20 protein-coding genes and 1 tRNA gene are annotated in these 21,813 nt (G+C 57.1%); 15 read left to right on the forward strand and 6 right to left on the reverse strand.

The window, feature by feature from the left end; all coding sequences use genetic code 11:
• Positions 1 to 18 precede the first annotated feature (18 nt).
• The 13 genes from CRN80_RS06835 (at position 19) to CRN80_RS31185 (ending at position 11,361) form a co-directional block, all read left to right on the forward strand.
• Positions 19 to 714 (forward strand): ABC transporter permease, encoded by a 696-nt coding sequence (locus CRN80_RS06835; protein WP_032894047.1) that lies wholly within the window; start codon positions 19 to 21, stop codon positions 712 to 714.
• A gap of 38 nt (positions 715 to 752) precedes the next feature.
• Positions 753 to 1,442, forward strand: a complete 690-nt coding sequence (locus CRN80_RS06840; protein ID WP_032897644.1) for an ABC transporter permease — start codon at positions 753 to 755, stop codon at positions 1,440 to 1,442.
• A complete protein-coding gene (locus tag CRN80_RS06845; RefSeq protein WP_098949808.1) occupies positions 1,423 to 2,610 on the forward strand; it encodes a methyltransferase in 1,188 nt (395 codons plus the stop codon). Before CRN80_RS06840 ends, CRN80_RS06845 begins: the two co-directional genes overlap by 20 nt.
• A 489-nt stretch (positions 2,611 to 3,099) precedes the next feature.
• A tRNA-Thr gene (locus CRN80_RS06850) sits at positions 3,100 to 3,175 on the forward strand.
• Between the two features lie 364 nt (positions 3,176 to 3,539).
• The gene (locus CRN80_RS06855) at positions 3,540 to 4,460 is read left to right on the forward strand and encodes a LysR family transcriptional regulator (RefSeq protein WP_098949809.1); all 921 of its coding nucleotides are present in this window, start codon (positions 3,540 to 3,542) and stop codon (positions 4,458 to 4,460) included.
• A 285-nt stretch (positions 4,461 to 4,745) separates the two neighbouring features.
• A complete protein-coding gene (locus CRN80_RS06860) occupies positions 4,746 to 5,771 on the forward strand; it encodes a nucleoid-structuring protein H-NS (RefSeq protein ID WP_098949810.1) in 1,026 nt (341 codons plus the stop codon).
• Entirely contained in the window at positions 5,768 to 6,958 is a 1,191-nt protein-coding gene (locus CRN80_RS06865; RefSeq protein ID WP_098949811.1) for an isocitrate/isopropylmalate dehydrogenase family protein, read from the forward strand. Before CRN80_RS06860 ends, CRN80_RS06865 begins: the two co-directional genes overlap by 4 nt.
• The gene (locus CRN80_RS06870) at positions 6,942 to 7,655 is read left to right on the forward strand and encodes an RraA family protein (RefSeq protein WP_003187741.1); all 714 of its coding nucleotides are present in this window, start codon (positions 6,942 to 6,944) and stop codon (positions 7,653 to 7,655) included. Before CRN80_RS06865 ends, CRN80_RS06870 begins: the two co-directional genes overlap by 17 nt.
• Positions 7,652 to 8,215 carry a flavin reductase family protein gene (locus CRN80_RS06875; protein ID WP_032894061.1) on the forward strand — a complete coding sequence of 188 codons (564 nt, stop codon included), beginning with the start codon at positions 7,652 to 7,654 and terminating at the stop codon, positions 8,213 to 8,215. Before CRN80_RS06870 ends, CRN80_RS06875 begins: the two co-directional genes overlap by 4 nt.
• A gap of 30 nt (positions 8,216 to 8,245) precedes the next feature.
• Positions 8,246 to 8,608, forward strand: a complete 363-nt coding sequence (locus CRN80_RS06880; protein ID WP_003187739.1) for a hypothetical protein — start codon at positions 8,246 to 8,248, stop codon at positions 8,606 to 8,608.
• A gap of 73 nt (positions 8,609 to 8,681) precedes the next feature.
• On the forward strand, positions 8,682 to 9,653 hold the full coding sequence (locus CRN80_RS06885; RefSeq protein ID WP_003187738.1) for a nitronate monooxygenase family protein: 972 nt from the start codon (positions 8,682 to 8,684) through the stop codon (positions 9,651 to 9,653).
• Between the two features lie 68 nt (positions 9,654 to 9,721).
• Entirely contained in the window at positions 9,722 to 10,495 is a 774-nt protein-coding gene (locus CRN80_RS06890; protein ID WP_032894067.1) for a hypothetical protein, read from the forward strand.
• Complete coding sequence (locus CRN80_RS31185; RefSeq protein ID WP_032894069.1) at positions 10,492 to 11,361, forward strand: DUF6282 family protein; 870 nt, start codon at positions 10,492 to 10,494, stop codon at positions 11,359 to 11,361. Before CRN80_RS06890 ends, CRN80_RS31185 begins: the two co-directional genes overlap by 4 nt.
• Positions 11,362 to 11,404: 43 nt before the next feature.
• Here the strand turns inward: CRN80_RS31185 and CRN80_RS06900 are convergent, their stop codons facing one another.
• The 4 genes from CRN80_RS06900 to CRN80_RS06915 are packed head-to-tail and all read right to left on the reverse strand — an operon-like array spanning position 11,405 to position 16,386.
• A complete protein-coding gene (locus tag CRN80_RS06900) occupies positions 11,405 to 12,595 on the reverse strand; it encodes an LLM class flavin-dependent oxidoreductase (RefSeq protein WP_098949812.1) in 1,191 nt (396 codons plus the stop codon).
• 17 nt (positions 12,596 to 12,612) lie between these two features.
• Positions 12,613 to 13,851, reverse strand: coding sequence for an MFS transporter (locus tag CRN80_RS06905; RefSeq protein ID WP_256588708.1), 1,239 nt, complete (start codon positions 13,849 to 13,851; stop codon positions 12,613 to 12,615).
• The gene (locus CRN80_RS06910) at positions 13,844 to 14,830 is read right to left on the reverse strand and encodes an LLM class oxidoreductase (RefSeq protein WP_098949813.1); all 987 of its coding nucleotides are present in this window, start codon (positions 14,828 to 14,830) and stop codon (positions 13,844 to 13,846) included. The genes CRN80_RS06905 and CRN80_RS06910 overlap by 8 nt, the downstream gene beginning before the upstream one ends.
• Positions 14,827 to 16,386, reverse strand: coding sequence for an MFS transporter (locus CRN80_RS06915; protein ID WP_098949814.1), 1,560 nt, complete (start codon positions 16,384 to 16,386; stop codon positions 14,827 to 14,829). Before CRN80_RS06915 ends, CRN80_RS06910 begins: the two co-directional genes overlap by 4 nt.
• Positions 16,387 to 16,545: 159 nt before the next feature.
• Here CRN80_RS06915 and CRN80_RS06920 point away from each other — a divergent pair, with 159 nt between their 5' ends.
• Positions 16,546 to 17,445 (forward strand): LysR substrate-binding domain-containing protein, encoded by a 900-nt coding sequence (locus tag CRN80_RS06920; protein ID WP_003187729.1) that lies wholly within the window; start codon positions 16,546 to 16,548, stop codon positions 17,443 to 17,445.
• A gap of 114 nt (positions 17,446 to 17,559) precedes the next feature.
• Here the strand turns inward: CRN80_RS06920 and CRN80_RS06925 are convergent, their stop codons facing one another.
• Positions 17,560 to 18,876 carry an OprD family porin gene (locus CRN80_RS06925; RefSeq protein WP_098949815.1) on the reverse strand — a complete coding sequence of 439 codons (1,317 nt, stop codon included), beginning with the start codon at positions 18,874 to 18,876 and terminating at the stop codon, positions 17,560 to 17,562.
• A gap of 409 nt (positions 18,877 to 19,285) precedes the next feature.
• Here CRN80_RS06925 and CRN80_RS06930 point away from each other — a divergent pair, with 409 nt between their 5' ends.
• A complete protein-coding gene (locus CRN80_RS06930) occupies positions 19,286 to 21,361 on the forward strand; it encodes a TonB-dependent siderophore receptor (protein ID WP_098949816.1) in 2,076 nt (691 codons plus the stop codon).
• A 130-nt stretch (positions 21,362 to 21,491) separates the two neighbouring features.
• Here the strand turns inward: CRN80_RS06930 and CRN80_RS06935 are convergent, their stop codons facing one another.
• Positions 21,492 to 21,707: a hypothetical protein gene (locus tag CRN80_RS06935; RefSeq protein ID WP_044270565.1), complete on the reverse strand. Its 216-nt coding sequence runs from the start codon at positions 21,705 to 21,707 to the stop codon at positions 21,492 to 21,494.
• Positions 21,708 to 21,813: the final 106 nt, after the last annotated feature.

The raw sequence follows: 21,813 nt of genomic DNA on the forward strand, positions 1-21,813 counted from the left end.
CCGCAATATGAAAACACCATGAATTTCGATCTCTACGGATTCGGCCCGGCCCTCGCCGCCGGCGCGCTGATGACCGTCAAACTGGCGCTCACGGCCCTGTGCCTGGGGCTGGTGCTGGGCCTTGCCGGCGCCTTGGCCAAAACTTCGCCGTACAAGCCGCTGCAATGGCTGGGCGGCGCTTATTCGACCATCGTGCGCGGTATTCCCGAGCTGCTGTGGGTGCTGCTGATTTACTTCGGCACCGTCAACCTGATGCGTGCCCTCGGTGAGGTCTTCGGCAACCCCGACCTGTCGCTGAGTGCCTTTGCCGCCGGCGTCATCGCCCTGGGCCTGTGCTTCGGGGCCTACGCCACCGAAGTGTTCCGCGGCGCGATCCTCGCCATCCCCAAGGGCCACCGCGAAGCGGGTGTGGCGTTGGGGCTGTCGAAGTTTCGGATTTTCACCCGGTTGATCATGCCGCAGATGTGGCGCATCGCCCTGCCGGGCCTGGGCAACCTGTTCATGATCCTGATGAAAGACACCGCGCTGGTGTCGGTGATCGGCCTGGAAGAAATCATGCGCCACGCGCAGATCGGCGTGACCGTGACCAAGCAACCCTTCACCTTCTTCATGGTCGCCGCATTCATGTACCTGGGCCTGACCGTACTGGCGATGACCAGCATGCACTTCCTGGAAAAACGCGCCGCCCGCGGCTTTGCAAGGAGCACCCAATGAGCGGCGACTACAGCTGGCTATCGCACTTTGACCTGGGCTTGAACTGGGCCGTGATCATCAAGTGGCTGCCGAAGTTGGCCCAGGGTGCGACCCTGACCCTGGAGCTGGTGGCAATCGCCGTGATCGCCGGCCTGCTGCTGGCGATCCCTCTGGGCATCGCCCGCTCTTCGCGCCGCTGGTACGTGAGCGCCCTGCCCTATGCCTACATTTTCTTCTTCCGTGGCACACCGCTGCTGGTGCAGTTGTTTTTGGTGTACTACGGCCTGGCGCAGTTCGATGCCGTGCGCAACAGCTTCATGTGGCCATACCTGCGCGACCCGTTCTGGTGCGCCACCGCCACCATGACCCTGCACACCGCCGCCTATATTGCCGAGATCCTGCGCGGTGCGATCCAGGCCATTCCGCCGGGCGAGATCGAAGCGGCGCGGGCATTGGGCATGTCCAAGCCGAAAACGCTGTTCTACATCATCCTGCCACGCGCCTCGCGCATTGGCCTGCCGGCCTACAGCAACGAAGTGATCCTGATGCTCAAGGCCAGCGCCCTGGCCAGCACCGTAACCCTGCTTGAACTGACCGGCATGGCACGCACCATCATTGCCCGCACCTACCTGCCGGTCGAGATCTTCTTCGCCGCCGGGCTGTTCTACCTGCTGATGGCCTACGTACTGGTACGCGGCTTCAAACTGCTGGAAAAATGGCTGCGCGTCGATGCGTGCCAAGGACGTTGAGGCACGCTTCCAGGAGCTGGATGCATTCCTGACTGAACACCAAGGGCTGTGGCGACCACGGCCCTTTACCCAGTTACAGTTGCCCTGGGAAACCGAGCTCCCTGCGTTATCCCAATGGCTGCGCCAGCGTTCACTGGCCGAGGCCGAAGCCAGTCACAACCAACCTCACCACCTGCCCGCGCCCGCCCCTTTTCCACAGCTGGCCGCTCACGCGCTGCGCCTCGGCACTGTGGATAAGTTACCCACACACACCCTTGAACCCGCTCGCCATCGCCTGAATGTCGACGTGCCCGGGCGCAAATGGCAACAGATCGAAGCCTTCGGCGCCGCGCTGACCTTTACCCAAACGCCTGCCCACTGGCTGGACTGGTGCGCCGGCAAAGGCCACCTAGGCCGCCGCCTGCTGCAACCCGGCCAACATCTGACCTGCCTGGAATACGACCCCGCCCTGATCGCCTCCGGCCAAGCCTTGAGTGATCGCCACGGCCTGCCCGCAACCCATCACCTCCAAGACGTGATGGCGGATGTAGCGATCCAGCCTGAACACACCCCCGTCGCCCTGCATGCCTGCGGCGACCTGCACGTGCGCCTGCTGCAACTGGCCAGCGCCGTCGGTTGCAAACAACTGGCCCTGGCGCCCTGCTGCTACAACCGCATCACCGCCGACAGTTATCAGGCCCTCTCCGCCGCTGGGCGCGCCTCATTGCTACAGCTGTCGATTGACGACCTCGGCCTGCCCCTGAGCGAAACCGTCACCGCCGGCAACCGCGTACGCCAACGACGAGACACCTCCATGGCCCGGCGCCTGGGCTTTGACCAACTGCAACGTCAACTGCGTGGCTGCGACGACTACCTGCCAACACCCTCCCTGCCCGCCAGTTGGCTAGATAAACCCTTTGCCGACTATTGCCAGGAACTGGCAAGCCTCAAAGGCTTATCCACAGGCAAACAGAATTGGCCGGCACTTGAGGCCCGCGGCTGGCAGCGCCTGGCCGAGGTGCGCAACCTGGAACTCGTGAGAGGCTTGTTTCGACGTCCATTGGAACTGTGGTTGGTGCTGGATCGGGCCCTGTTTATGGTGGACCAGGGCTACAACGTCGAGGTAGGCAGCTTCTGCGAACCGTCGTTGACTCCTCGCAACTTGATGGTGCTGGCCGAGCGCCAATAAAGGGCAAAAATCCCTACACGCGACCTGTGGATAACTCTGTTGATGAATTCTTTACAGAGGCCGTAGATACCGGCCCTTCACACCAAAAGCCAATCTGGTCATTTTTTGTTCACAAAATAAAGTGCACACAAAACAGGCAGTTGCAGCGTGTTGAGAACTGCTGCACAAAATGGCTGTTTCGTGACAGCTGTCACCAACCGATTGTGCATAAGCATCTGGCGCTAGGCGCATAACGGGCGCCTTATGCGGGTTGTTTTGGCGTGTTCGGCAGCGGGTATCAGGTTACGAGGGAGGTCTGCCCAAGCGATGCTTGAACCTATCGGCGTTCGTCTGCTGCCTGGAGCTGGGCCCGAACTATGCAAGTCCTTTTCAACCTGTGAAGACACGGGGAAAACGCCCTAATCGCGAGAAACTTCCGATTTTGCAAAAATAGTCAGAATTCAGGGGTTTACAGAACCTTTCCAATCGCTATAATCGTCGCCCTAACACGCCGGTATAGCTCAGTTGGTAGAGCAACTGACTTGTAATCAGTAGGTCCCGGGTTCGACTCCTGGTGCCGGCACCATATCTCGAAGCCCCGCAATGCGGGGCTTTGTGGTTTCTGCGGTTTGGAAATTAAGCACTACACTTCAGCGCACCCCGATGACGCGATAACCTCCTATCGCCGCTCCACATCTGCCAATTGCATCGCCCCTCCCTACCAAAAAAACACAACGCGAGTCACCAAAATATCGGACAGTTTTGTCCTTTGTGATCTGACATTTGCGACGCACATAGACCCTGCGCAAACACATAACATCGATGCGATTCAGTTTCCACATTGGATCCAAATAGGACTTATCCAGCATTGAGCCTGACTGGATAATTACTACGCCGTCGGTTGTGCCCGACATTTTTTTACCGTTGCTATTGATATAAGGAAATATTAAATGAATATAGCATCCAGGAATAGAATCGCGTCGAATACAGAGCCAGCTATATCCTGTCAAACAGCACATTTAAACTGGGAAGACCTTCGTTACTTTGTGGCGTTCTCCCAAGTGAACTCCTTGAGTGGAGCGGCGCGTGTCTTGGGCGTCGAGCATGCTACCGTGTCTCGACGTATCGCGGCGCTAGAAAAATCACTCAGCGTAAAATTAGTTGATCGTAGAAAGCGCCTGTACGAACTTACAACAGTCGGGCGCAAACTCGCAGACCTGGGAAAACAGATCGAGACTCAAACGGAGGCGATTGAACGCCTGGCTGTCGCGGCCGCGCAAACCCAGCAAGTTGTCGAGGTGACGGTCAGCGCCCCGCCTTCCGTTACCTCCGAGAAACTGATACCCAGCCTGGGACGTTTCCGGTCAACGCATCCGAACATAGTTTTGCGTCTTCTAGGCGATAGCCAATATTCGTCTCTGTCCAAGTGCCAGACACATCTGTGCATTCGCTTCGCCAAGCCTCGCCAAATTGGAATTGTCGCGCGCCGGATAGGTTCGGCCTCCTTTTCATTCTATGGCGCCAAGACCTATCTCCAAGACCGTTCTCCCGAGCAATATGAGTTCATCGGCTACGAAGCCGAAGCCATGACACTTCCTCAAAATGACTGGCTAAAAAAAATTGTCGGGGATCGTCCATGCGTCCTCAAAGCGAAAACGGTCGAGCTGCAGGTCCGAGCAGCCGAGGCCGGCGTGGGCATTGCGCTGCTGCCCAGCTTCGCAGTGCAACATAGCTCACAACTTTGCCGGCTTGAGCTTGCAGACCCGTTGATGGTGGACGTCTGGCTAGGGGTGCACGAAGACTTCCGTGCGATCCCCTCAATCCAGGCCGCCATGAATTACGTTGAGGCCTGCTTCTACGACAATGATTAAAGGCAACAAGCTGATCAAGCGCCCGGTGTCAGTCGGCATTGATCCAGTATGGGAAAAAATTCACAGGCACCGGTGATTAACGCACGTTTACAAAACTACACGTATTGACGAGGATCAATACCGAACACCTCAACAGGTGTTTTCAAGACCGAACTGCAATGAGTTTCGGCTGGCTCTATATACCCAACGAAGGTCACCCCTACAAAAAAAATAAAGGGGGATTAACTACCTTCGGTCAAATGTGTGCCCACCTCTTAACTGCCATCAACCGCAGGAGAAATTATCATGGGGAAAGTAAAAGTTGTGGACGTCACCCTGCGTGACGGAGGATATCGCAATAATTTCAACTTCACGGACGAACAGGCCCTGGTAATAACATCAAGCTTGGCAGAGGCCGGGATTAATGTATGTGAAGTTGGTTATTGCAGGGGGTCGTTCGCGCCCAAAGTTGAGCATGGACTGACAAGCAATATAAATGCTGAATTTATCGAGCGCGTTCGCCGGGCTGGCGGTGGCCGAATCGAGCTTGCGGTGATGGTCCACCCTAAAAACGTGTGTAACGAGGATTTCGCCATGCTCAAGGAGCAGGGCGTCTCGATGATCCGAGTCTGCTTACGCCGAGAGCAGTTGACCGAAGGGCTTGCCACGCTTTCACTCGCTCGCGATTACGGTTTCAGCGTTAGTGCAAATGTCACCCATGTGACGGCACAAACGCTCAGTGCCGTCATTGACACCTCGGTGCGCGCTGAGGGCGCTGGTGCAGACATCATCTGTTTCGCAGACTCTAATGGGCACATGCTCCCAAGCGATGTCGATCGACTGATCAGTCGCCTCTCCAACCGACTGGCAGTGCCATTGGGTTTCCACGCCCATAACAATCTTTCAATGGCTCTGGCTAACGCAGCCGCTGCCATCGAATCGGGCGCCGAGTACATCGACACGTCCATCTGTGGGATGGGGAAAGGGGCCGGCAACTTGCACTTGAGCATGCTCGTCGCCTATCTCGAGCGCATTGGCACTAATCATGGATTTGACCTCGTCAAGGTTCTTGAACTTTCGAACCTGACTGCGGCGTCTATCCCATTCAACAACATCCCAAGCCCTCTGCTGGACATCATTATGGGGGCGTACAACTTCCCGTTCGACAGTACAAAACGCATGCGAGAAACCGTCGAGCGATTTCAACTGACGTCCGAGTATCGTGCTCTTGAAATCATGCATCAACAGGATCAGGTCGCACGCCTTGCACCCAGAGCCATCGCGAATGTTTACGGTCGCGACACCATGACCGCACAGGAGATAGCTGGATGAGCGACTACCTCACACGCAAGCGTATTTGTGTGCTTCCCGGTGACGGTATTGGCATCGAAGTCATGGAGGCCGCACTGCCAGTCCTTAAGGCCTTGAACCTGCCGTTCGATCTCGAGTTCGGGGACATCGGTTGGGAATGCTGGAAGCGGGAGGGCAATACCGTTCCGGATGAAACCTGGGAAAAGATCAATCAGTGCGACGCCACCTTGTTAGGCGCCATCACTAGCAAACCCCTTGCCGAAACAGAAGCAGAGCTGCCCCCTCATCTTCAGGGGCAGAACCGCCGCTATGTAAGCCCGGTGATCCAGCTAAGGCAAAACCTGGATCTTTACGCAAACGTGCGGCCGGTCACTGACATCACGGGCGAAAATCGATTCCGTTTTGTCGTCATCCGGGAAAACACTGAAGGGCTGTACGCCGGTCTGGATTATGGACGGATACCTGATCAATTCCTGCCCTTGCTGCAAGAGCGGGAAGCATTGGGCGCGCCATGGCGTCGTGAAGGGCAGGAGGACGCGACCATTTCCGTGCGCCTGCAAACGCGCAGCGGGCTTGAGCGCATCTTCGAATACGCATTTGACTATGCGTCCCGGCATGGATTCGACCGGGTCACCTTCGTAGACAAACCCATGGTACTTCGTCACAGCAGCGCTTTCACTCGAGGTGTATTTGAAAGTGTCGCCCAGGGATACCCCGGCATTGAGGGCGTAATCGAGAACGTGGACGCCGTAGCGCTTTGGATGGTGCAACGCCCGGAGCGTTTCTCCGTTGTAGTGGCTGAGAATATGTTCGGCGATATCCTTTCTGATCTCGGCGCAGGCGTCATGGGTGGCCTGGGTTTCGCCCCGAGTGGGAACTTCGGAAAGCTGGGCGCATATTTCGAGCCGGTTCACGGCAGCGCTCCGGCCCATGCAGGACTCAACAAAGCCAATCCCAGCGCGATGTTCATGACCATCGCTCTGATGCTCGAGCATCTGGGTTATCCGCAGGAAGCACACTACGTGACGACGGCGGTCAGCCGGGTGGCGCGTTCAAGCGTGCGCACCTATGACATGGGCGGTTCGCACTCCACCGGGCAGGTTGGCGAAGCCATTATTAGAGAATGCGTTTCCATGGCCGCGCTGAACTGGGCGCAACCTTGCGTTTCAACCTCACCCCAGGGAGCAACACATGCCCAAGCTCTTTGAATCGGTCCAACTCTCTCAAGCATTGCTGGACGAATGCGAACAATTGGATACCGCGTCACTGTCCGATGCCCTGGACAGCCTTGGCGTTTCTGGCGGCCTTCTGGGCATCACCACCCAAGTTCCTGGTAGTCGCTGCGTGGGCATTGCTTTTACCGTGCAGTATGAGCCGGTCGGAGATTCTCATGGGTTCAAAAATGCGGCCAATTATATTGATCAGGTCCCGCCTGGAGCCGTGATCGTCAGCTCCAATGCGGGGCGCCAAGACTGCACGGTCTGGGGCGATATCATGACGCACTTCGCCGTGGCCAGAGGCATAAAAGGCACTGTAATTGATGGAGTGGCCAGGGATATCGATACCGTCGTTAAGCTAGGGTATCCCCTGTTCAGCCGCGGACGGTTCATGCAGTCCGCAAAAAACCGAACTCAGCTCAAAGCGGTGCAGGTCTCGCTTGAGATCGGTGGCGTCACCGTCAATCCTGGAGACCTGCTGGTCTGCGATGGCAGCGGCTGCCTTGTCATTGCGCAGCATATAGCGGCCGAAGTTATTCGCCGTGCGCGTGCCGTAGAACACACCGAACGCCAGATTATCGGAGCGATAACCGCGGGGGCCTCATTAGAGGAGGCTCGCAAGACCTACCGCTACGACCAACCTTGGTTGGGTGCTGCTCAGAAGGTAGAAGCGGAGTTAGCCCAATGAGCCTTTCGCATGAGCTATCCGCCAGCGCCAGGGTCTTGAGCGCGCCGTTGAAACCGCACTGCTTCACAGACAAGGGTTCAGTCACTCAAGAGTTCAAGAAAGCGATGCGTCGCCTGACCTCCACGGTCACTCTTATTGCGACTGAACATGAGGGCGCACCTTTTGGGATGGCTGCAACCGCCGTAACGTCGGTGTGTACAGACCCTTCCTCCATCCTTGTCTGCATTAATCACGGGGCAAGCATGTACAGGCCTCTGATTGGTCATGGAAGGTTTTCGGTGAACTTGCTTCGGGTTGGCCAAGAGGACTTGGTGAAGGTTTTTGGTGGCGCAGTCACCGGCCCTGCCCGGTTCGAGACAGCCGACTGGCAACACGCCAACGGCCTACCGTATCTGCCCAGTGCCCAGGCTTCTCTTTTCTGCACCGTTGCCCAACGCATGAGCCATGGAACCCACGAAATAATCATCGGCCATGTCGACGACCTTGTCGTGGCGCAAGACATCACTCCACTGCTCTGGCAAGACGGGAAACCCACAGGCTCCATACCCGTAATGCCTTGAACACTCGTTTTTCACTACTGGAAGATAATCATGAAAATGGAATTGTTTGATCCTCAATCTGTTTCGGATGACACCGCGATTTATCTCGTGAATGTGGTGCATGTTGAAGAAGGCGCGCAGGACCTCGCAGTGGAAATACTGGAGGACACGGTCAACTATGTTGCGCGAACGTACAGCGCCTTTCAGTGGAGCCGTTTGATGAAGAGCACAGACGGCAAGACGGTCATCAACCAGGCTCAGTGGAGCGATCGTGGGCAGTTCGAATCGCTTTTCATCGACGAAGAGTTTTTATCACGGTATTCGCGCTTGAAAGAAACCGGTACCTGGGAATATCACTTGTACACCGTCGCCACCTACATCACCCCTGCCACCGCCCGCGAAACTGTCGGCTAACTGCAATCGCATGCGCAGCGCTTGGCGCTGCGCAATACCCAAGCCTATTCAATATTCGATCAAGGAAGAAGTTATGGCCGCAATCCGTTCAGCATTGACAACCTTCTTGGGCATCCAGCACCCACTGGTCCTCGCACCGATGGGAGGTGCATCAGGAGGACACCTGGCAGCCGCCGTTTCAAACGCAGGGGGGCTAGGCCTGGTGGGAGCAAGCTACGGAGATCCTGACTGGATGGTTCAACAGTTGTCGCTCATGCAGGATTTGAACAAGCCCTGGGGCGTCGGGCTGGTCATGTTCACGGTGGCGAAACGTTTCGAGCTACTGCATTTGGCACTGGAGTTCGGCCCGCAGGTTGTAGCGCTGTCCTTTGGTGACGCTCGTCCATTTATCGAGCCCATTCATCAAGCGAACGCCAAAGTCATCGTGCAAGTACATGACGTTGACCAGGCGTTATACGCTCTCGACGCCGGCGCCGATGCATTGATCGTGCAGGGTGCAGAAGCTGGGGGGCACAGCTTGCGCAGATCCTCCATGCCTTTGTTCCCGGCAGTTCGCGATGCCGTGGGCGAGAGCGTAATCCTGATCGGAACAGGTGGGATAGCTGATGGCCGAGGAATGGCCGCCGCCATGGCACTCGGAATGGACGGGGTAATGATGGGAACGCGATTCCTGGCCTGCGACGAAGCGCTTCCCTCTGAGCGTGTGAAAAACAGGCTGCTCCACGCCGTTGCAAGCGACACCGTCAGAACTCGCATCTTTGATGATGTGCGCGGAATATCTTGGCCCGCAGAGTACAGCGGTCGGGCGATCGCGAACCAGTTTTCCGAGTCGTGGGTTGGTAACGAGCAGGCGTTCTCGCTGGCCCTTGATGAGTTGCGGCCCCAGTACGAACGGGCACTGGCAACAGACGACGTAGGGACTAAAGCGATCTGGGCAGGCGAGGTGGCCGATCTGATCAAGGACGTACAGCCGGCACGCTCGATAGTCGAGGCCACCCTCAAGGGCTATGCCGATACTGTCGCCAAGCTTGGACGCACCCTCTAAACGGACTCACGGGGCACAACCGGCCTGCTTGTAAAAGTAGGCTTTGTTATTTCTGCAGGAGCGAAACAATGAACCAGGACGTGCAATTCAAAGTGTATGGGCAAGGAAAACAGTGCGTTTTTGTACTTTCACCCGTCATGCCCACATGGGACGAGGGCGCCTTTATCGCGCCGCTGACAGGCCATTTTCTCAGCGCAGGCTATCGGGTAGTGGTGTTTGATTCGCTCTCGATACCCGTTGCCTGCGGTGAGACGCTGAACACTTTCAGTGAGCGCTGGGCTGAGTTGCTGCAACCCTGGGGCATACCCGACGTGCTTGTCGGTGTCGCCTTGGGCGGCGCGCTGGCGCTGGAACTGGTCCGTACCTCCTCGCTTGCGTCAACGGCGGCTCTGTTGCTGCTCTCTTCCCCAGCCAAAGCCGACGCTATATTGGATGCCAGGCTTGGAAGAATGGCGGAACTTGCCCGGCTTGGCCAGGTTGAAGAGGCCAAGCGTCTGCTGGATGCACTCGTCCTACCCGAAGGCAAACACCCCCAGCAAAATCCAGAAACCCAAAACAGTGTTCATCTTGAAATACAGGGGCAGCGCCTCTCAGGTGGTTTTGGGTTGTTAGCCGGTATCGATCTCAGTCACAGTCTGCTGGCATACCAAGGAAGGGTTCTGAGCGTTTTTGGCGAGCGCTCCCAACTTGTCAACCAACCGCACGTGGTACGCACCTCTGGAACCCACCAACACACACTGTGCATAAGAGCGGGAGGCATGCGGCCGTTGGCTGACGATCTCGATTCGGTTGTGAACGCTATCGACACTTTTCTTATACCTCGCTCGGAACACGCGGCATGAACGCGCTCACAGACACCAGCCATTCCCCGAACTTTATCGACCTGCACTACCACGCGAACCCGGACGCGTTCGTTCGCCGCCACGGCGCAATAGATGCCGGAAAACTGTACGCAGCGGCCAACGGCCGGGTGGTATTGAAAAACCACTTGGGCTGCACTGCCGCACAGGCCTGGGAAGCGCGCTCACAGGGTTTCCCTGTCAGTGGTTCCTTGGTTTTGAATGAGATTGCAGGCGGTGTGGACTTCAGGGTAGTGGAGCGAAGCCTGTGTATGCGCGGCGACGAACCGGGACGCTTCATTGTGCACTTCCCGACGGTGACAGGACGAAAGCACACCAGTACCCTCGCGCGAAATGTCAGCCATCCATTGTTGGTAAGTAAACCCATCAAGCCTCTGCGCGTCACAACAGACGCCGGGCGCTTGACGCCCCAGGCCCTGGACATACTCAAGATGGCGTGTGATTACCCCCTGGTCATATCTACCGGCCACGCTGACGCTCGCGAGGTACGTGCTCTGGTAGATGAATCGGTTCGATTGGGCGTGCCGCGCCTGATGCTCAACCAGCCGGCCAATCCATTGACTGATTTGAAGGCTGCCGAGCTTTTGGAGATCGCCACGGCTCCTAACGTATTCATTGAGCAGACCGCACTCACCTATCTTTTAGGCTATCAACAAGAAGACGACTTTCGCGAGGTGCTATCGACCGTCCCCAATGTTGTCTACAGCTCGGATTTGGGCCAAACGAGCCAGATGGACGTCAACGACTGGCTCGAACAAAGCCAGCGGTGGTTTGATACGTTTGAGCTGGATAACGCTCGCCGCGTGCAAGTGACTCTTGCCAATCCGCAGAAAATGTTGGAGCTCTGAATGGGAGTTGGGCCCCCAGGTGCATTCGCCTGGGGGCCAGCGATCACACCATTTCCACAGCTTCGCGCGCCTCGTTGAGCGCGGGCGATGCATCACTGAGGAACGGCTCGCGCAAACCTGCCGCTTCCATGAGCGGTTGAACGCCCGCTACGAAGTCCTTGATGCCTTGGTGGTAGTCCAGCCAGGTGAGCGCAATGCCATCAATGCCCCAGTCTGAATATTTCTTGAAGAGCTCTACAATCTGTTCAGGCGTGCCCACTAACGGTACGCCGGCAAAACCGGCCTTGAAGTGGAAACGGAACCGAACTGCATCCTCGGGAGTGAAAATCCCGGTCTGAATGCCCAACTCGGTCGTGATGATGTCGCACCCTTCATCGTCGCCCATTTGGTTGGCGTAATAATCCAGGTACGCCTCGGCTTCTTCCTGAGTGTCTTTTTGAACAACGTAGCCATAGCACCAGATCTTGAGGTCTCTGCCGAACTCATTTTTGGCCAGATCCTTGTAGGACGCGATCTGTTCACGCACCGCCGCTTCGCCATCCAAGTGCTTGATGATCAAGAACGCCGCATCACAATGTTCTGCACAAAACCTTTTTCCACGTGGGGAGCCGCCAGCGTTGATAAGGTAGGGCTTGTTGAGTGGCTGTGGCTGGGAGATCGCGTCGCAGATCGTGAAGTACTCACCTTTGAAATCAAAAGGCGTCTGCTGCTGCCAGGCGTTCTGCGCGATGTGCAACCACTCCTCAGCGTAGTCATATCGCTTGTCGTGTTCCATCATGTGACCGCTGAACATCCTCATCTCAGCGCCGTACCAGCCACACAAAATATTCAGGCCAAATCGTCCGCCGCTGATGTGGTCAATCGTAACCGCCTGTTTGGCGGCAAACAGAGGGTGCACAGTGGGTAAGTGCGAGGTGGTGAACACTGCGATCTGATCGGTCAATGCAGCGATGCCCGCCGCCCAAGTGTAAGTCTCGTAACACACGCCACCGGTGTTGTTGGCACCACCAAAGCCTTTCCAACGGCCTACCGGAATGAACGCTTCAAACCCTGCCCGGTCCGCGTCTTTTGCAATTTCCAGATTGCCCGCCCAGTCATCCCCGCGAATCCGCTCGGGCGCATTAGTCACCGTACAGCCGCCCTCGGTGTTCGTAGAAAATACCCCTAGTTGCATCTTGTTACGACTGACACGCATTGGATTAGGTTTTACAGGGGTGGACTTTGTCGTGCGCATGATGACCTCCCAGGTCGTCAGTAGTGGTGAACTTCTTGCTTATTTCTCGCAACAAACCAGGCGGCGAGCAGGGCACAACTAGCGAGCAGACCCGCCAGCGTATAAGCGCCGAAGGCCAAGTCAGTTCGATCGATCAGGAAACCTGTTGCTACAGGCAGCAGACCTGCAGGGACATAGCCCCCCATATTGAGCAATGCGTTAGCCTGCGCTCGCTTGTTGTCCGATATCCTTAACGCGATTAACGTCAATCCTCCCAACTGCCCCAGCCCCTGACCCGCACCCGCTAGCAAGGCGGCGATAATCAGGACGACGGGAGAGGAAATCGCTATCGCAGTGCAGATACCCAGCATCGAGAAGAAGGTCGCAGTGGCGCTGAAATAGAAGATATGTTCCACAGTGCGTCGGCGCAGCGCCATCTGGACGACGAAAGCCGAGATGAACATTAGAAACGCAGTGGCTCCTGCCATCAGCGGCGTCTTGATGTTAAGCAGACTTGCCAATAGCGATGGCCCTAACGACAAGACAAATGAGGTCGCTGTAATACCAGGACCGAACAGCGCGATCCCTAACAGTATGTGAAGGCGATGATGTCGCTCGACCGAAGGGAACCTCCATTTTGCATGGCCTCTTGGCCGGGCCTTATTGGCTTCGTCTGGCATCGTCCAGGCGATCAGGAAAGCGAGTGCAAGTATCCCAAGCTCCAAGGTAAACACCTTTTCGATCGGCTGACTTGCAAACGTGGCAAAGCTGCCAGCCAGCAAGGGCCCGAGACCTGCTCCCAGCACCATTGACATCGAGGCCACTAACGAAGATAACCTTCGCCGCGGTAGACCTCCTTGATCCACCACACTTGCCATCCCCGCCGAGACAATGATCCCTACGGCAATACCTGTAAGCAGCCTTGCGAACAGCAAACTCTCCACCGATTCGGCGGACTTGAATAACCATGCAGCCGACATCGCGCAGACCAGGCCTGGCAGGAGTACCACCCTGCGACCGTAGCGGTCAGAGACTTGCCCGGCAACCAGCAAACTGAGCAATAGCCCCAGGATATAGGCCGCGAATATTAACGTGAGGGTCGAAGATGCAAACCCGAGTTGCCCCTGCCACACGACATAGAGCGGGGTCGCGGTATTGGACAGAATAAACACCGACACCACCATCCAACCCGCCAGCCACATACGTAGCGGACTGCGTGGGACAACCATGCCTTGATTCAACAAGTCCTGAGCTGACGGCGCGTTTTGTTCAGACAAGGTTTGCTCCCTGGGCTGGAAAATGCGGCAGCACATATTCTGCTAGCTCCTGTAAGACATCTTTGGCAGGGCGACGTAACGGCTTCAGGTTCAAGGCGACATGTGAAACACCTTGCGCTTGTTGTCGCTCCCACAAATCAATAAGCGCATTGCGTCCGGTGCTTATGCCTCGCCCCACCTTCAACGGAGCGTCGGGATTTTCTTCCAGATTGAAGAATGTCGCATAACCATATGGCTTGAACGTTCCTGGCGCAGAACAAGACCGCCACTGCTCAATCAAATTGGGCAGGCTGCCAAAGTCACTCTGGTGCCAGAGCCATCCATCCATATTCGACGCCAACCACTTCATGTCTTGACCGCAACGGCCAACGGCAAGCATCGGCATTGCCGTAGACCAGGGTTTTGGAAGCAAATCCAGGGTGCCGTCGAGCCTGCCATAGTGGCAAAACTCGTACGTGGGAAACGCCTGTTGGGTCGCTATACGCAGGACTTCGCAACCCTCCCTGAAACGCTCCGCACGATTGTCGAACGCCCGGCTGAACGCTGGGTATTCGCTGGGCCGATCACCCGTTGAGAGCCCAAGGAGAAAGCGTCCCTGCAGTAACACATCAAGGGTCGCGGCTTGCTTGGCAACCATCAAGGGATCGCGCAACGTCAACACCACGCCGGCAGTGCCGATGCAGATACGTTGAGTAACCACGCCTAAGTGAGCGGCGTACACCAGCGGATCGAACATCTGCCCCGCGTCCCCGAACTCAGGGTCCAGCAAGGGCACGTCGCGCAGCCATATCGCGGAGAAACCCGCGATGTCGGCTTGGCGCGCCAGATCGACATGATCTCGCATGGTCGGTGCCATGCGATCGGGATACCCTTCCAGCGGCGCGATCAGCCCAAACGTAAGATGGCCAGGCGCAAACACACGTGAAAACGCAGGGTGAGTTCGATTGGAATCGTCGCTCGTTTGCATCTGGCCAATCATTCGCCGTCACCCACGATCACCGGGCGGACTGCTTCCGCCGGTTGATGATCATGCGCGCTGACTCGACCCAGTGTTGCGTACACAGCAATGGCCGTCAGTACGCTACCAGCCCCAAGGATGAACAGCAGGTGCCGAAACCCTTTCGCATACTCGAGGCGCAACAGCTCCGACTGCCCTGGCAGCTGATTACCTGCGCTGTGCAGATCGCCGAGCGCTGCCCGGCTGGAGGCTCCCATAATCTGATCCACAGCAAAATGGGTAGCGGCGTCGAACAGCCCCCATTGAATGAACGTCGCCAGCAACGCACCGGCGATGGCGATCGCTATTCCGTCGGCGGACACACGAACAGCGTTGAAAATGCCAGTCGCCATTCCCGCACGTTCTTTCTCCACCACGCTGACGGCCATCCCATCCATCAACCCCCAAGGCAGGCCAATGCCGATACCGATCAGCGCCATGGGCATCACTGCATTGCTGGCACCACTATCGAGCACAACACCCAGCCAGAATAGCCCGGCAGCCACCAACACCAGCCCGACTGCCGAGAGCATCCCTGAGGTGTAGTGACGCGCGAGCTGGGCCGCTAGAAACGGTACAAACAACAACGGTGCAGCCAACGCAATCATCATTTTTCCGGTTTGCAGGGCACTGAGTCCATCGACCCCGATAAATCGCGCCGGCAGCATGATAATAAGCACGACAAAAAAGAACGCCGGGCTGGCTGCAAGAATCTGCACGCCTACGAATTTGGCTTGTTTGAACAATGAAAGGTCGAGCATCGGGCTACTGACACGACGCTCAATGGCCACGAAGATCATGAACAGAACGATCGCGCCAGCGACACAGCCCAACACGATGGGACTGGCCCAACCATCCTCTGGCGCGAGAAGGACGCCATAGGTAAACAACGTCAATGCGGCCGTAAAGCTCAGAGCTCCCGGCCAATCCATACCGTTGTTAGCCGGATCTTTAGAGTCCGTCGCACTCACGCACACGAGCACGAAGCCCGCGATGCCTATCAATGCAGTAGCATGGAACGTCCACTTCCAACCAGCCGAGTCGACTAATACTCCCGCGGCCAGCGGGCCGAAGGCTAGCCCAATGCCGAACGTCGTACCGAGCAGACTGAATACTTTGGTGCGCTCCGCGCCGTGGAACACCTGGGCCAATGACGACATGGCGCCAGCGAACGCCGCTGCTCCGCCCAACCCCTGCACAAGGCGCAGGATGTCGATCTGCAAAACAGTCGAAGAAAAGGGAATAGCGATGGTAGACAACACGAAGATGACCAGGCCAATCAGCCATACCCGCTTGCGTCCATAGATATCCGTCAGGCTCCCCGCCGCCATCATGGCGCTGCCATAAGTAAGGATATAAGCGTTGACCACCCAACTGAGCTCTACAGCAGATCCACCCATGGCAGCACTGATGGAAGAGAGCACTACGGCTGGCCCGGTAAAGCAAAGCGGAATGAGTACGCCTGTGAGGCAAGCTGCGAAAAGCTGCAGCCACTTCAATAACGGGGGAGCCGTCTGAGCGCTGTGTGTTGAGTTCATCTGAATGGTTCCTTCATTGATATGCGCAGGTGTCGGTCCTTCGCGCACAGTTGTCTGCGGTGATCGGCCCATCCAAAGGTTAGGGCTTGCGTCTCCAAACAAAAACAGGCCTATAATCCGAACATATCGGACTCTGGTGTCCGCAGTGAGGGCCATCCGTTGGAGTCGCTTGGCAGCATTTCATTATTTGTATTGGTGGCTGAGACTCGAAGCTTTACCCAGGCAGGGAAACGATTGGGCATCTCTTCGTCGGGCGTCGGTAAAAGTATTGGTCGGCTGGAGGACAGGCTCGGGGTACGTCTTTTCCAGCGCAACACGCGAAGCATCGCCCTGACGCTGGAAGGCTCACTGTTTCTTGAACGCTGTCGACGAATACTTTCAGAGCTTGAAGCTGCAGAAATGGAGCTGAGCAACGCACGTGAAAAACCGAGGGGCAAATTGCGAATCAGCCTGCCGCTCGTCAGCGGCCTCGTCATGCCAGCAATCATTCAGTTCATGCGCACCTACCCGGAAATAGAACTCGACATCGACTTTTCTGATCGCATGGTCGACGTTATCGAGGAAGGTTTTGACGCCGTGTTACGCACAGGCGAGCCCACTGACTCGCGGCTGATCTCTAAACGGCTGGGAGGCTTCCAGTTGCAGATTGTGGCGTCTGCTGCCTATCTCGCAGCGTATGGAGTACCCAAACGCCCAGCGGATCTGGCCATGCATTCATGTCTGCTGCACAAGTTTCCTTCGACGGGAAAAGTGGAACCTTGGCCTTTACGCGTTGCGGCTGGAGAGCCGGATTTCGAGCTGCCTCAAACAATGGTGTGCAACACGACTGAAGTGATTGTCGATGTGGCTCGTTCAGGTTTGGGCGTTGCCTGCCTGCCTGATTTCATGACGACCCAATCCATCAAGAACGGCGAATTGGTGCAAGTGCTGACGGACTATACGGTTCATACCGGAGTCTTTCGGCTTGTATGGCCTTCCAGCAAACACCTTTCACTGAGGCTGCGAGTCTTCATAGACTTTATGCACAGTCAGCTATTTAACAGCGCCTTGAACGAATAATAAGCGGGTGGCGTATGTGCACCTCCAAGTCACCCGCTTAGCCGGCGCGCAATAAAAAACCCCGAACCAGTCGGGGTTTTTTATTGCCTGGCATCAGGCACGACATTCGATCAATTAGAAAACGTTGATCGGGTAGTCGGCGAACAGACGGATTTCGTTACCGCCTACGTTGTACTCGCTGGCGTTGTTGGAAACGCGCAACCACGAGGCACGAGCACGCAGGCTCAGGTCTTTGGCTGGGCCGCTCTGTACCACGTACTTGAACTGGTTCCAGATTTCACGCTCGGTACCATCGCCACGGTTGGTACCGTCGTCGATGTTGGTGCCGCGCACGTAGGCAATGTTGTAGGTCAGGCCCGGTACGCCGAAGGTGGCGAAGTCGATGCCATAACCTGCTTGCCAGGAGCGCTCGTCCTTGCCGTTGAAGTCGGACCAGTAGGAGTTGGCCAGCAAGATGGTATTGCCGCCGTCGCCGATACCGCCGGCGTTGCGGTAGCCGCCGTACAGGTAGCCAGTGTCACCGGTGCTGCGCTGGTGAGCGATGGTGAAGCTGTGCGGGCCAACAGCCCACGTGGCGCCCAGGCTCCAGATTTTGTTGTCGCGCGCGTCAGCGTCTTTTTGGCTTTCCAAGGCGAAGCTGCGATCCAGCTTGGTCTTGTAGCCATTGAAGTCAAATGTCAGCGACTGCTGCTGCGGCAAGGCCAGCACGTAGTTGACGTTGACGTATTGCTTCTTCAACACGTCCTGCATGTCGGAGGCGTACAGGGCAGCCGACAGGCTTTCGGTGAATTTGTAGCTACCACCGATATAGTCGATGCTTTTCAGGCGGCCGCTGTCGGTACCTTCCATGCTCTTGCGCGCTTCTTTGGTGAAATGACCCGCGTCCAGTTGCAGACCGGCGATCTCTTTAGAAACGATCGAAGTACCGGTGTAGGTTTCCGACAACAGGCGAGAGTTGTCGTACTGCAGCACAGGCACAGCCGGGAACTGATCACCGTACTTGAGTACAGTGTTGGAAACGCGGAACTTCACGGCAGCGCCGCCTTTGGCCAGGTCGTGTGGTGCCGAGCCTGGGTTTGGCTTGCCGTTGTCATCAAGAGTGCCGTTGCCCTGCTTGAAGAAGTCGATACCGCCGGCGCCAGCGCGACCTTTACCACCGTCCAGGCGGATAGCGTATTGGCCAATCACATCCACACCCACACCTACAGTGCCTTGGGTGAAGCCGGACTCGAACTTGCCGATGAAGCCTTGGCCCCATTCAGCTTTGTCCTGCTTGCCGTTTTTGTAGTCACGGCTGATGTAGGCGTTACGTGCTGCGATGTTCAGGTGGCTGTCTTCAACGAAACCCTTGGATTGCTCCTGGTCGTTTGCCATTGCTGTCGATGCGCTCAAAATCCCCAGAGCGATCAGACTCATCCGTTGCTTCAACATTTTCTTATATTCCTTATTACGGGTTGAGTACGCGCTGTGACACCAGGCTCCTATTGCTTTTTCTGGTGTCGACTTTGCCGGCAAAAAAGAAGGCCCGCGGACGACTGAATTGCCGCGGGCCTTTTTTTATTGGATTAGTCATGGTGGTTAGCCACAGGCGTTGGGCGCAATCCTATGCGGGCGTTGAACTATGTGTCAATTTCGTGAATCGTCTGTATTTAGGCGATATTCGTCTAAGCGGCTAGGTGAAGCGCGGGAATGAAAGCCTGAAAAGCGCCTTGAATCCCCCTCGAAACACATTAAGTAACAAATCCGACAGGGCGTGCGTTAGGGAATAGATAACACGCGCAAATGCAAAGCATTACCATTCGCGCACAATTTTCCTGCCACATCATTTGGATACACTCCCATGCCTGCCCCTCGCCTGACGCCCCTCTCCCTTGGGCTCTCTGTTCTGCTGTCTGCCGGTTTTGCCAGTGCGGCCACGGTCTTGCCCGAAACCTCGATCAGTGTGGAAGCAGACGAAGACGACCCACGGGTCAAGGAGACCAGCACCGCCACACGCACCGCGACGGCTGTTCGCTATGTGCCCCAGGCGATCGACTCAGTCAAAACCGAAAGCCTGCGTTCCTATGGCACCAACGACCTGGGCCAGGCCTTGAGCGGTATCCCCAACGTCAGCAGCGGCGCGGATACACGCTTTGACAGCCTGCGCATACGCGGCTTCGACGCCAGCAATGACTTCTATCTGGACGGTATTCGCGACGACAGCCAGTACGTGCGCGACCTGCATAACATCGAGCGTATCGAAGTGCTCAAGGGGCCGGCCGCCGTGCTTTATGGGCGAGGCGGCCAGGGCGGGATCGTCAACCGGGTGAGCAAAATGCCCACCCCAGGGCAAAAGTCCAGTATCGAAGCCCAAGGCGGCAGCAACGATTTGCGCAGCCTGTATGCCGACCTGAGCACCGACCCCACCGACAACATCAGCCTGCGCCTGAACATGGGCAACCAGGACAACAACAGCTTTCGCGATGGCGTCAGCGGCAACCGCCAGTTGTTCGCGCCATCGATGAGCTGGCAGCTCACTCCAGAGCTGAACTGGCTGGTGCAATACGAATACAGCCGCTACAACCGCACCCCAGACCGTGGCATTCCGGGCGTCAACGGGCGCCCGGCGGATGTGAGCCGCAGCACCACTTACTTTGAGCACGGCGATTACATCGACGATAAATCCCAGTCCCTGCGTTCCAAACTCGCCTACGAGCTCAACGCCGACTGGCAACTGCGCCACACCCTCGGCGTGTTCAAGCTCGACAGTGATTTCGACAATACCTACCAGACCGGCTATGACCCGAAAACCAACACCGTCACCCGCCAACACTGGCAGCAGGACCTGACCACCCGCAACGTGTTCAACAACCTCGAGCTGGAAGGCGGTTTCGACACCTTTGGCCTGGAACATCGCCTGCTCACCGGCATTGAGCTGGGCAGCCAGCGCCGCGATCCGAAGCTGTACTCCGCTCGGGATGGCAGGACAGTGCCGAGCCTGGACCTCAACCAGCCCAATCGCCGCCTGAGCCACACCGGGAGCATGCGACTGTCGAGTAACAACCACACCGAAGTCGAAAGCCGCGCCCTGTACGTGCAGGACCAACTGCGCCTGAACGACCAGTGGCAACTGCTGGGCGGGCTGCGCTACGACCGTTTCGAAGTGGACACCACCAACAAGCTGCTCGACATCCAACAGAACGTGAAAAGCCACAGCACCAGCCCACGCGTCGGCCTGGTGTGGACGCCCTTGGAGCACCACTCGTTCTATGCCTCGTGGAGCAAGACCTTCTCGCCAGCCGGCGGCGGCCTGATCGGCATCACGCCGAACGCCACCGGCAACGCCAACGACCTGAGCCCGGAGCTGACCAAGCAAAAGGAAATCGGCGTGAAGAGTGACTGGTTCGACGAGCGCCTGAGCACCACCCTGGCCGTGTACGAGCTGGAACTCTACAACCGCCGCACCAGCGACCCGCTGGACCGCACCATTACCTTGCTCACCGGCGAACAACGCTCACGCGGCGTGGAGCTGACCGCCACCGGCAAGATCGTCGATAACTGGTATGTGCGCGGCGGCGTGGGCGTGCAGGACGCCAAGGTCGAGAAAGACAACAATGGCTTTGAAGGCAAACGAATCAGCGACGTGGCCAAGCGCAACGCCAGCCTGTTCATCACCTGGAAACCAGAGATGGGCTGGTACGCGGAAACCGGTTTGACCCTGGTGGGTGATCGTTATGCCGACAACCTCAACACCGTGGTGCTGCCGGGTTATGGCCGCTGGGACGCGCTGGCCGGGTTCCGTCAGAAAGAATGGGACGTGCGGGCAGCACTGAACAATATCGCCGACAAAAACTACTACGCCTCAGCGACCAGTGCGGCGCAGATTCAACCGGGTGAGCCGCGAAGTCTGGTGGTCACCGGTACCTACAGCTTCTGACATAGCTCATGTGAAATACGGTTTGTGTGGGAGCTGGCTTGCCTGCGATTGCGGTGGGCCAGCATCCCCTCTGTCGGCTGATACGCCGCTATCGTAGGCAAGCCTGCCACCTTTAGATTTCGGCGTTCTGTCAGTTGCTCATCAACTCGCACAACGCCTGCACCTCATCCTCCGTGAACAACCCCACCGGGTAGCGCTCACTCATCACGCTACGCAAGTCAGGCGCTTGCCTGACCTGTCGCGAGCCGTTTGCCTTCAACCAGAGGGCCAACGCATGGATCGCATCACCGTCGACCCGCAAAGGGTGGAACGTACGCGTGTTCATCAGGTGGACATCGGCATTCATTTCAGCGCTCTCTCCTACTGCGTGAGCGGCTAACTTACTCAAGGTTTGTGACAGAACTGCGCGGTCATCCCCCTTGGGCCACTGTAACCACAGCGATACAAGAGCT

This window comes from Pseudomonas sp. FDAARGOS_380 (assembly GCF_002591235.1).
In the GTDB taxonomy this organism is placed as follows: Bacteria; Pseudomonadota; Gammaproteobacteria; order Pseudomonadales; family Pseudomonadaceae; genus Aquipseudomonas; species Aquipseudomonas salmasensis.

Coding starts and splice junctions, on each gene's coding strand:
- CRN80_RS06885 (WP_003187738.1), top strand. CDS start 8,682: ATGGCCGCAATCCGTTCAGCATTGACAACCTTCTTGGGCATCCAGCAC.
- CRN80_RS06875 (WP_032894061.1), top strand. CDS start 7,652: ATGAGCCTTTCGCATGAGCTATCCGCCAGCGCCAGGGTCTTGAGCGCG.
- CRN80_RS06870 (WP_003187741.1), top strand. CDS start 6,942: ATGCCCAAGCTCTTTGAATCGGTCCAACTCTCTCAAGCATTGCTGGAC.
- CRN80_RS06935 (WP_044270565.1), bottom strand. CDS start 21,707: ATGAATGCCGATGTCCACCTGATGAACACGCGTACGTTCCACCCTTTG.
- CRN80_RS06855 (WP_098949809.1), top strand. CDS start 3,540: ATGAATATAGCATCCAGGAATAGAATCGCGTCGAATACAGAGCCAGCT.
- CRN80_RS06925 (WP_098949815.1), bottom strand. CDS start 18,876: ATGTTGAAGCAACGGATGAGTCTGATCGCTCTGGGGATTTTGAGCGCA.
- CRN80_RS06835 (WP_032894047.1), top strand. CDS start 19: ATGAATTTCGATCTCTACGGATTCGGCCCGGCCCTCGCCGCCGGCGCG.
- CRN80_RS06890 (WP_032894067.1), top strand. CDS start 9,722: ATGAACCAGGACGTGCAATTCAAAGTGTATGGGCAAGGAAAACAGTGC.
- CRN80_RS06930 (WP_098949816.1), top strand. CDS start 19,286: ATGCCTGCCCCTCGCCTGACGCCCCTCTCCCTTGGGCTCTCTGTTCTG.
- CRN80_RS06865 (WP_098949811.1), top strand. CDS start 5,768: ATGAGCGACTACCTCACACGCAAGCGTATTTGTGTGCTTCCCGGTGAC.
- CRN80_RS06845 (WP_098949808.1), top strand. CDS start 1,423: ATGCGTGCCAAGGACGTTGAGGCACGCTTCCAGGAGCTGGATGCATTC.
- CRN80_RS06880 (WP_003187739.1), top strand. CDS start 8,246: ATGAAAATGGAATTGTTTGATCCTCAATCTGTTTCGGATGACACCGCG.
- CRN80_RS06915 (WP_098949814.1), bottom strand. CDS start 16,386: ATGAACTCAACACACAGCGCTCAGACGGCTCCCCCGTTATTGAAGTGG.
- CRN80_RS31185 (WP_032894069.1), top strand. CDS start 10,492: ATGAACGCGCTCACAGACACCAGCCATTCCCCGAACTTTATCGACCTG.
- CRN80_RS06900 (WP_098949812.1), bottom strand. CDS start 12,595: ATGCGCACGACAAAGTCCACCCCTGTAAAACCTAATCCAATGCGTGTC.
- CRN80_RS06860 (WP_098949810.1), top strand. CDS start 4,746: ATGGGGAAAGTAAAAGTTGTGGACGTCACCCTGCGTGACGGAGGATAT.
- CRN80_RS06910 (WP_098949813.1), bottom strand. CDS start 14,830: ATGATTGGCCAGATGCAAACGAGCGACGATTCCAATCGAACTCACCCT.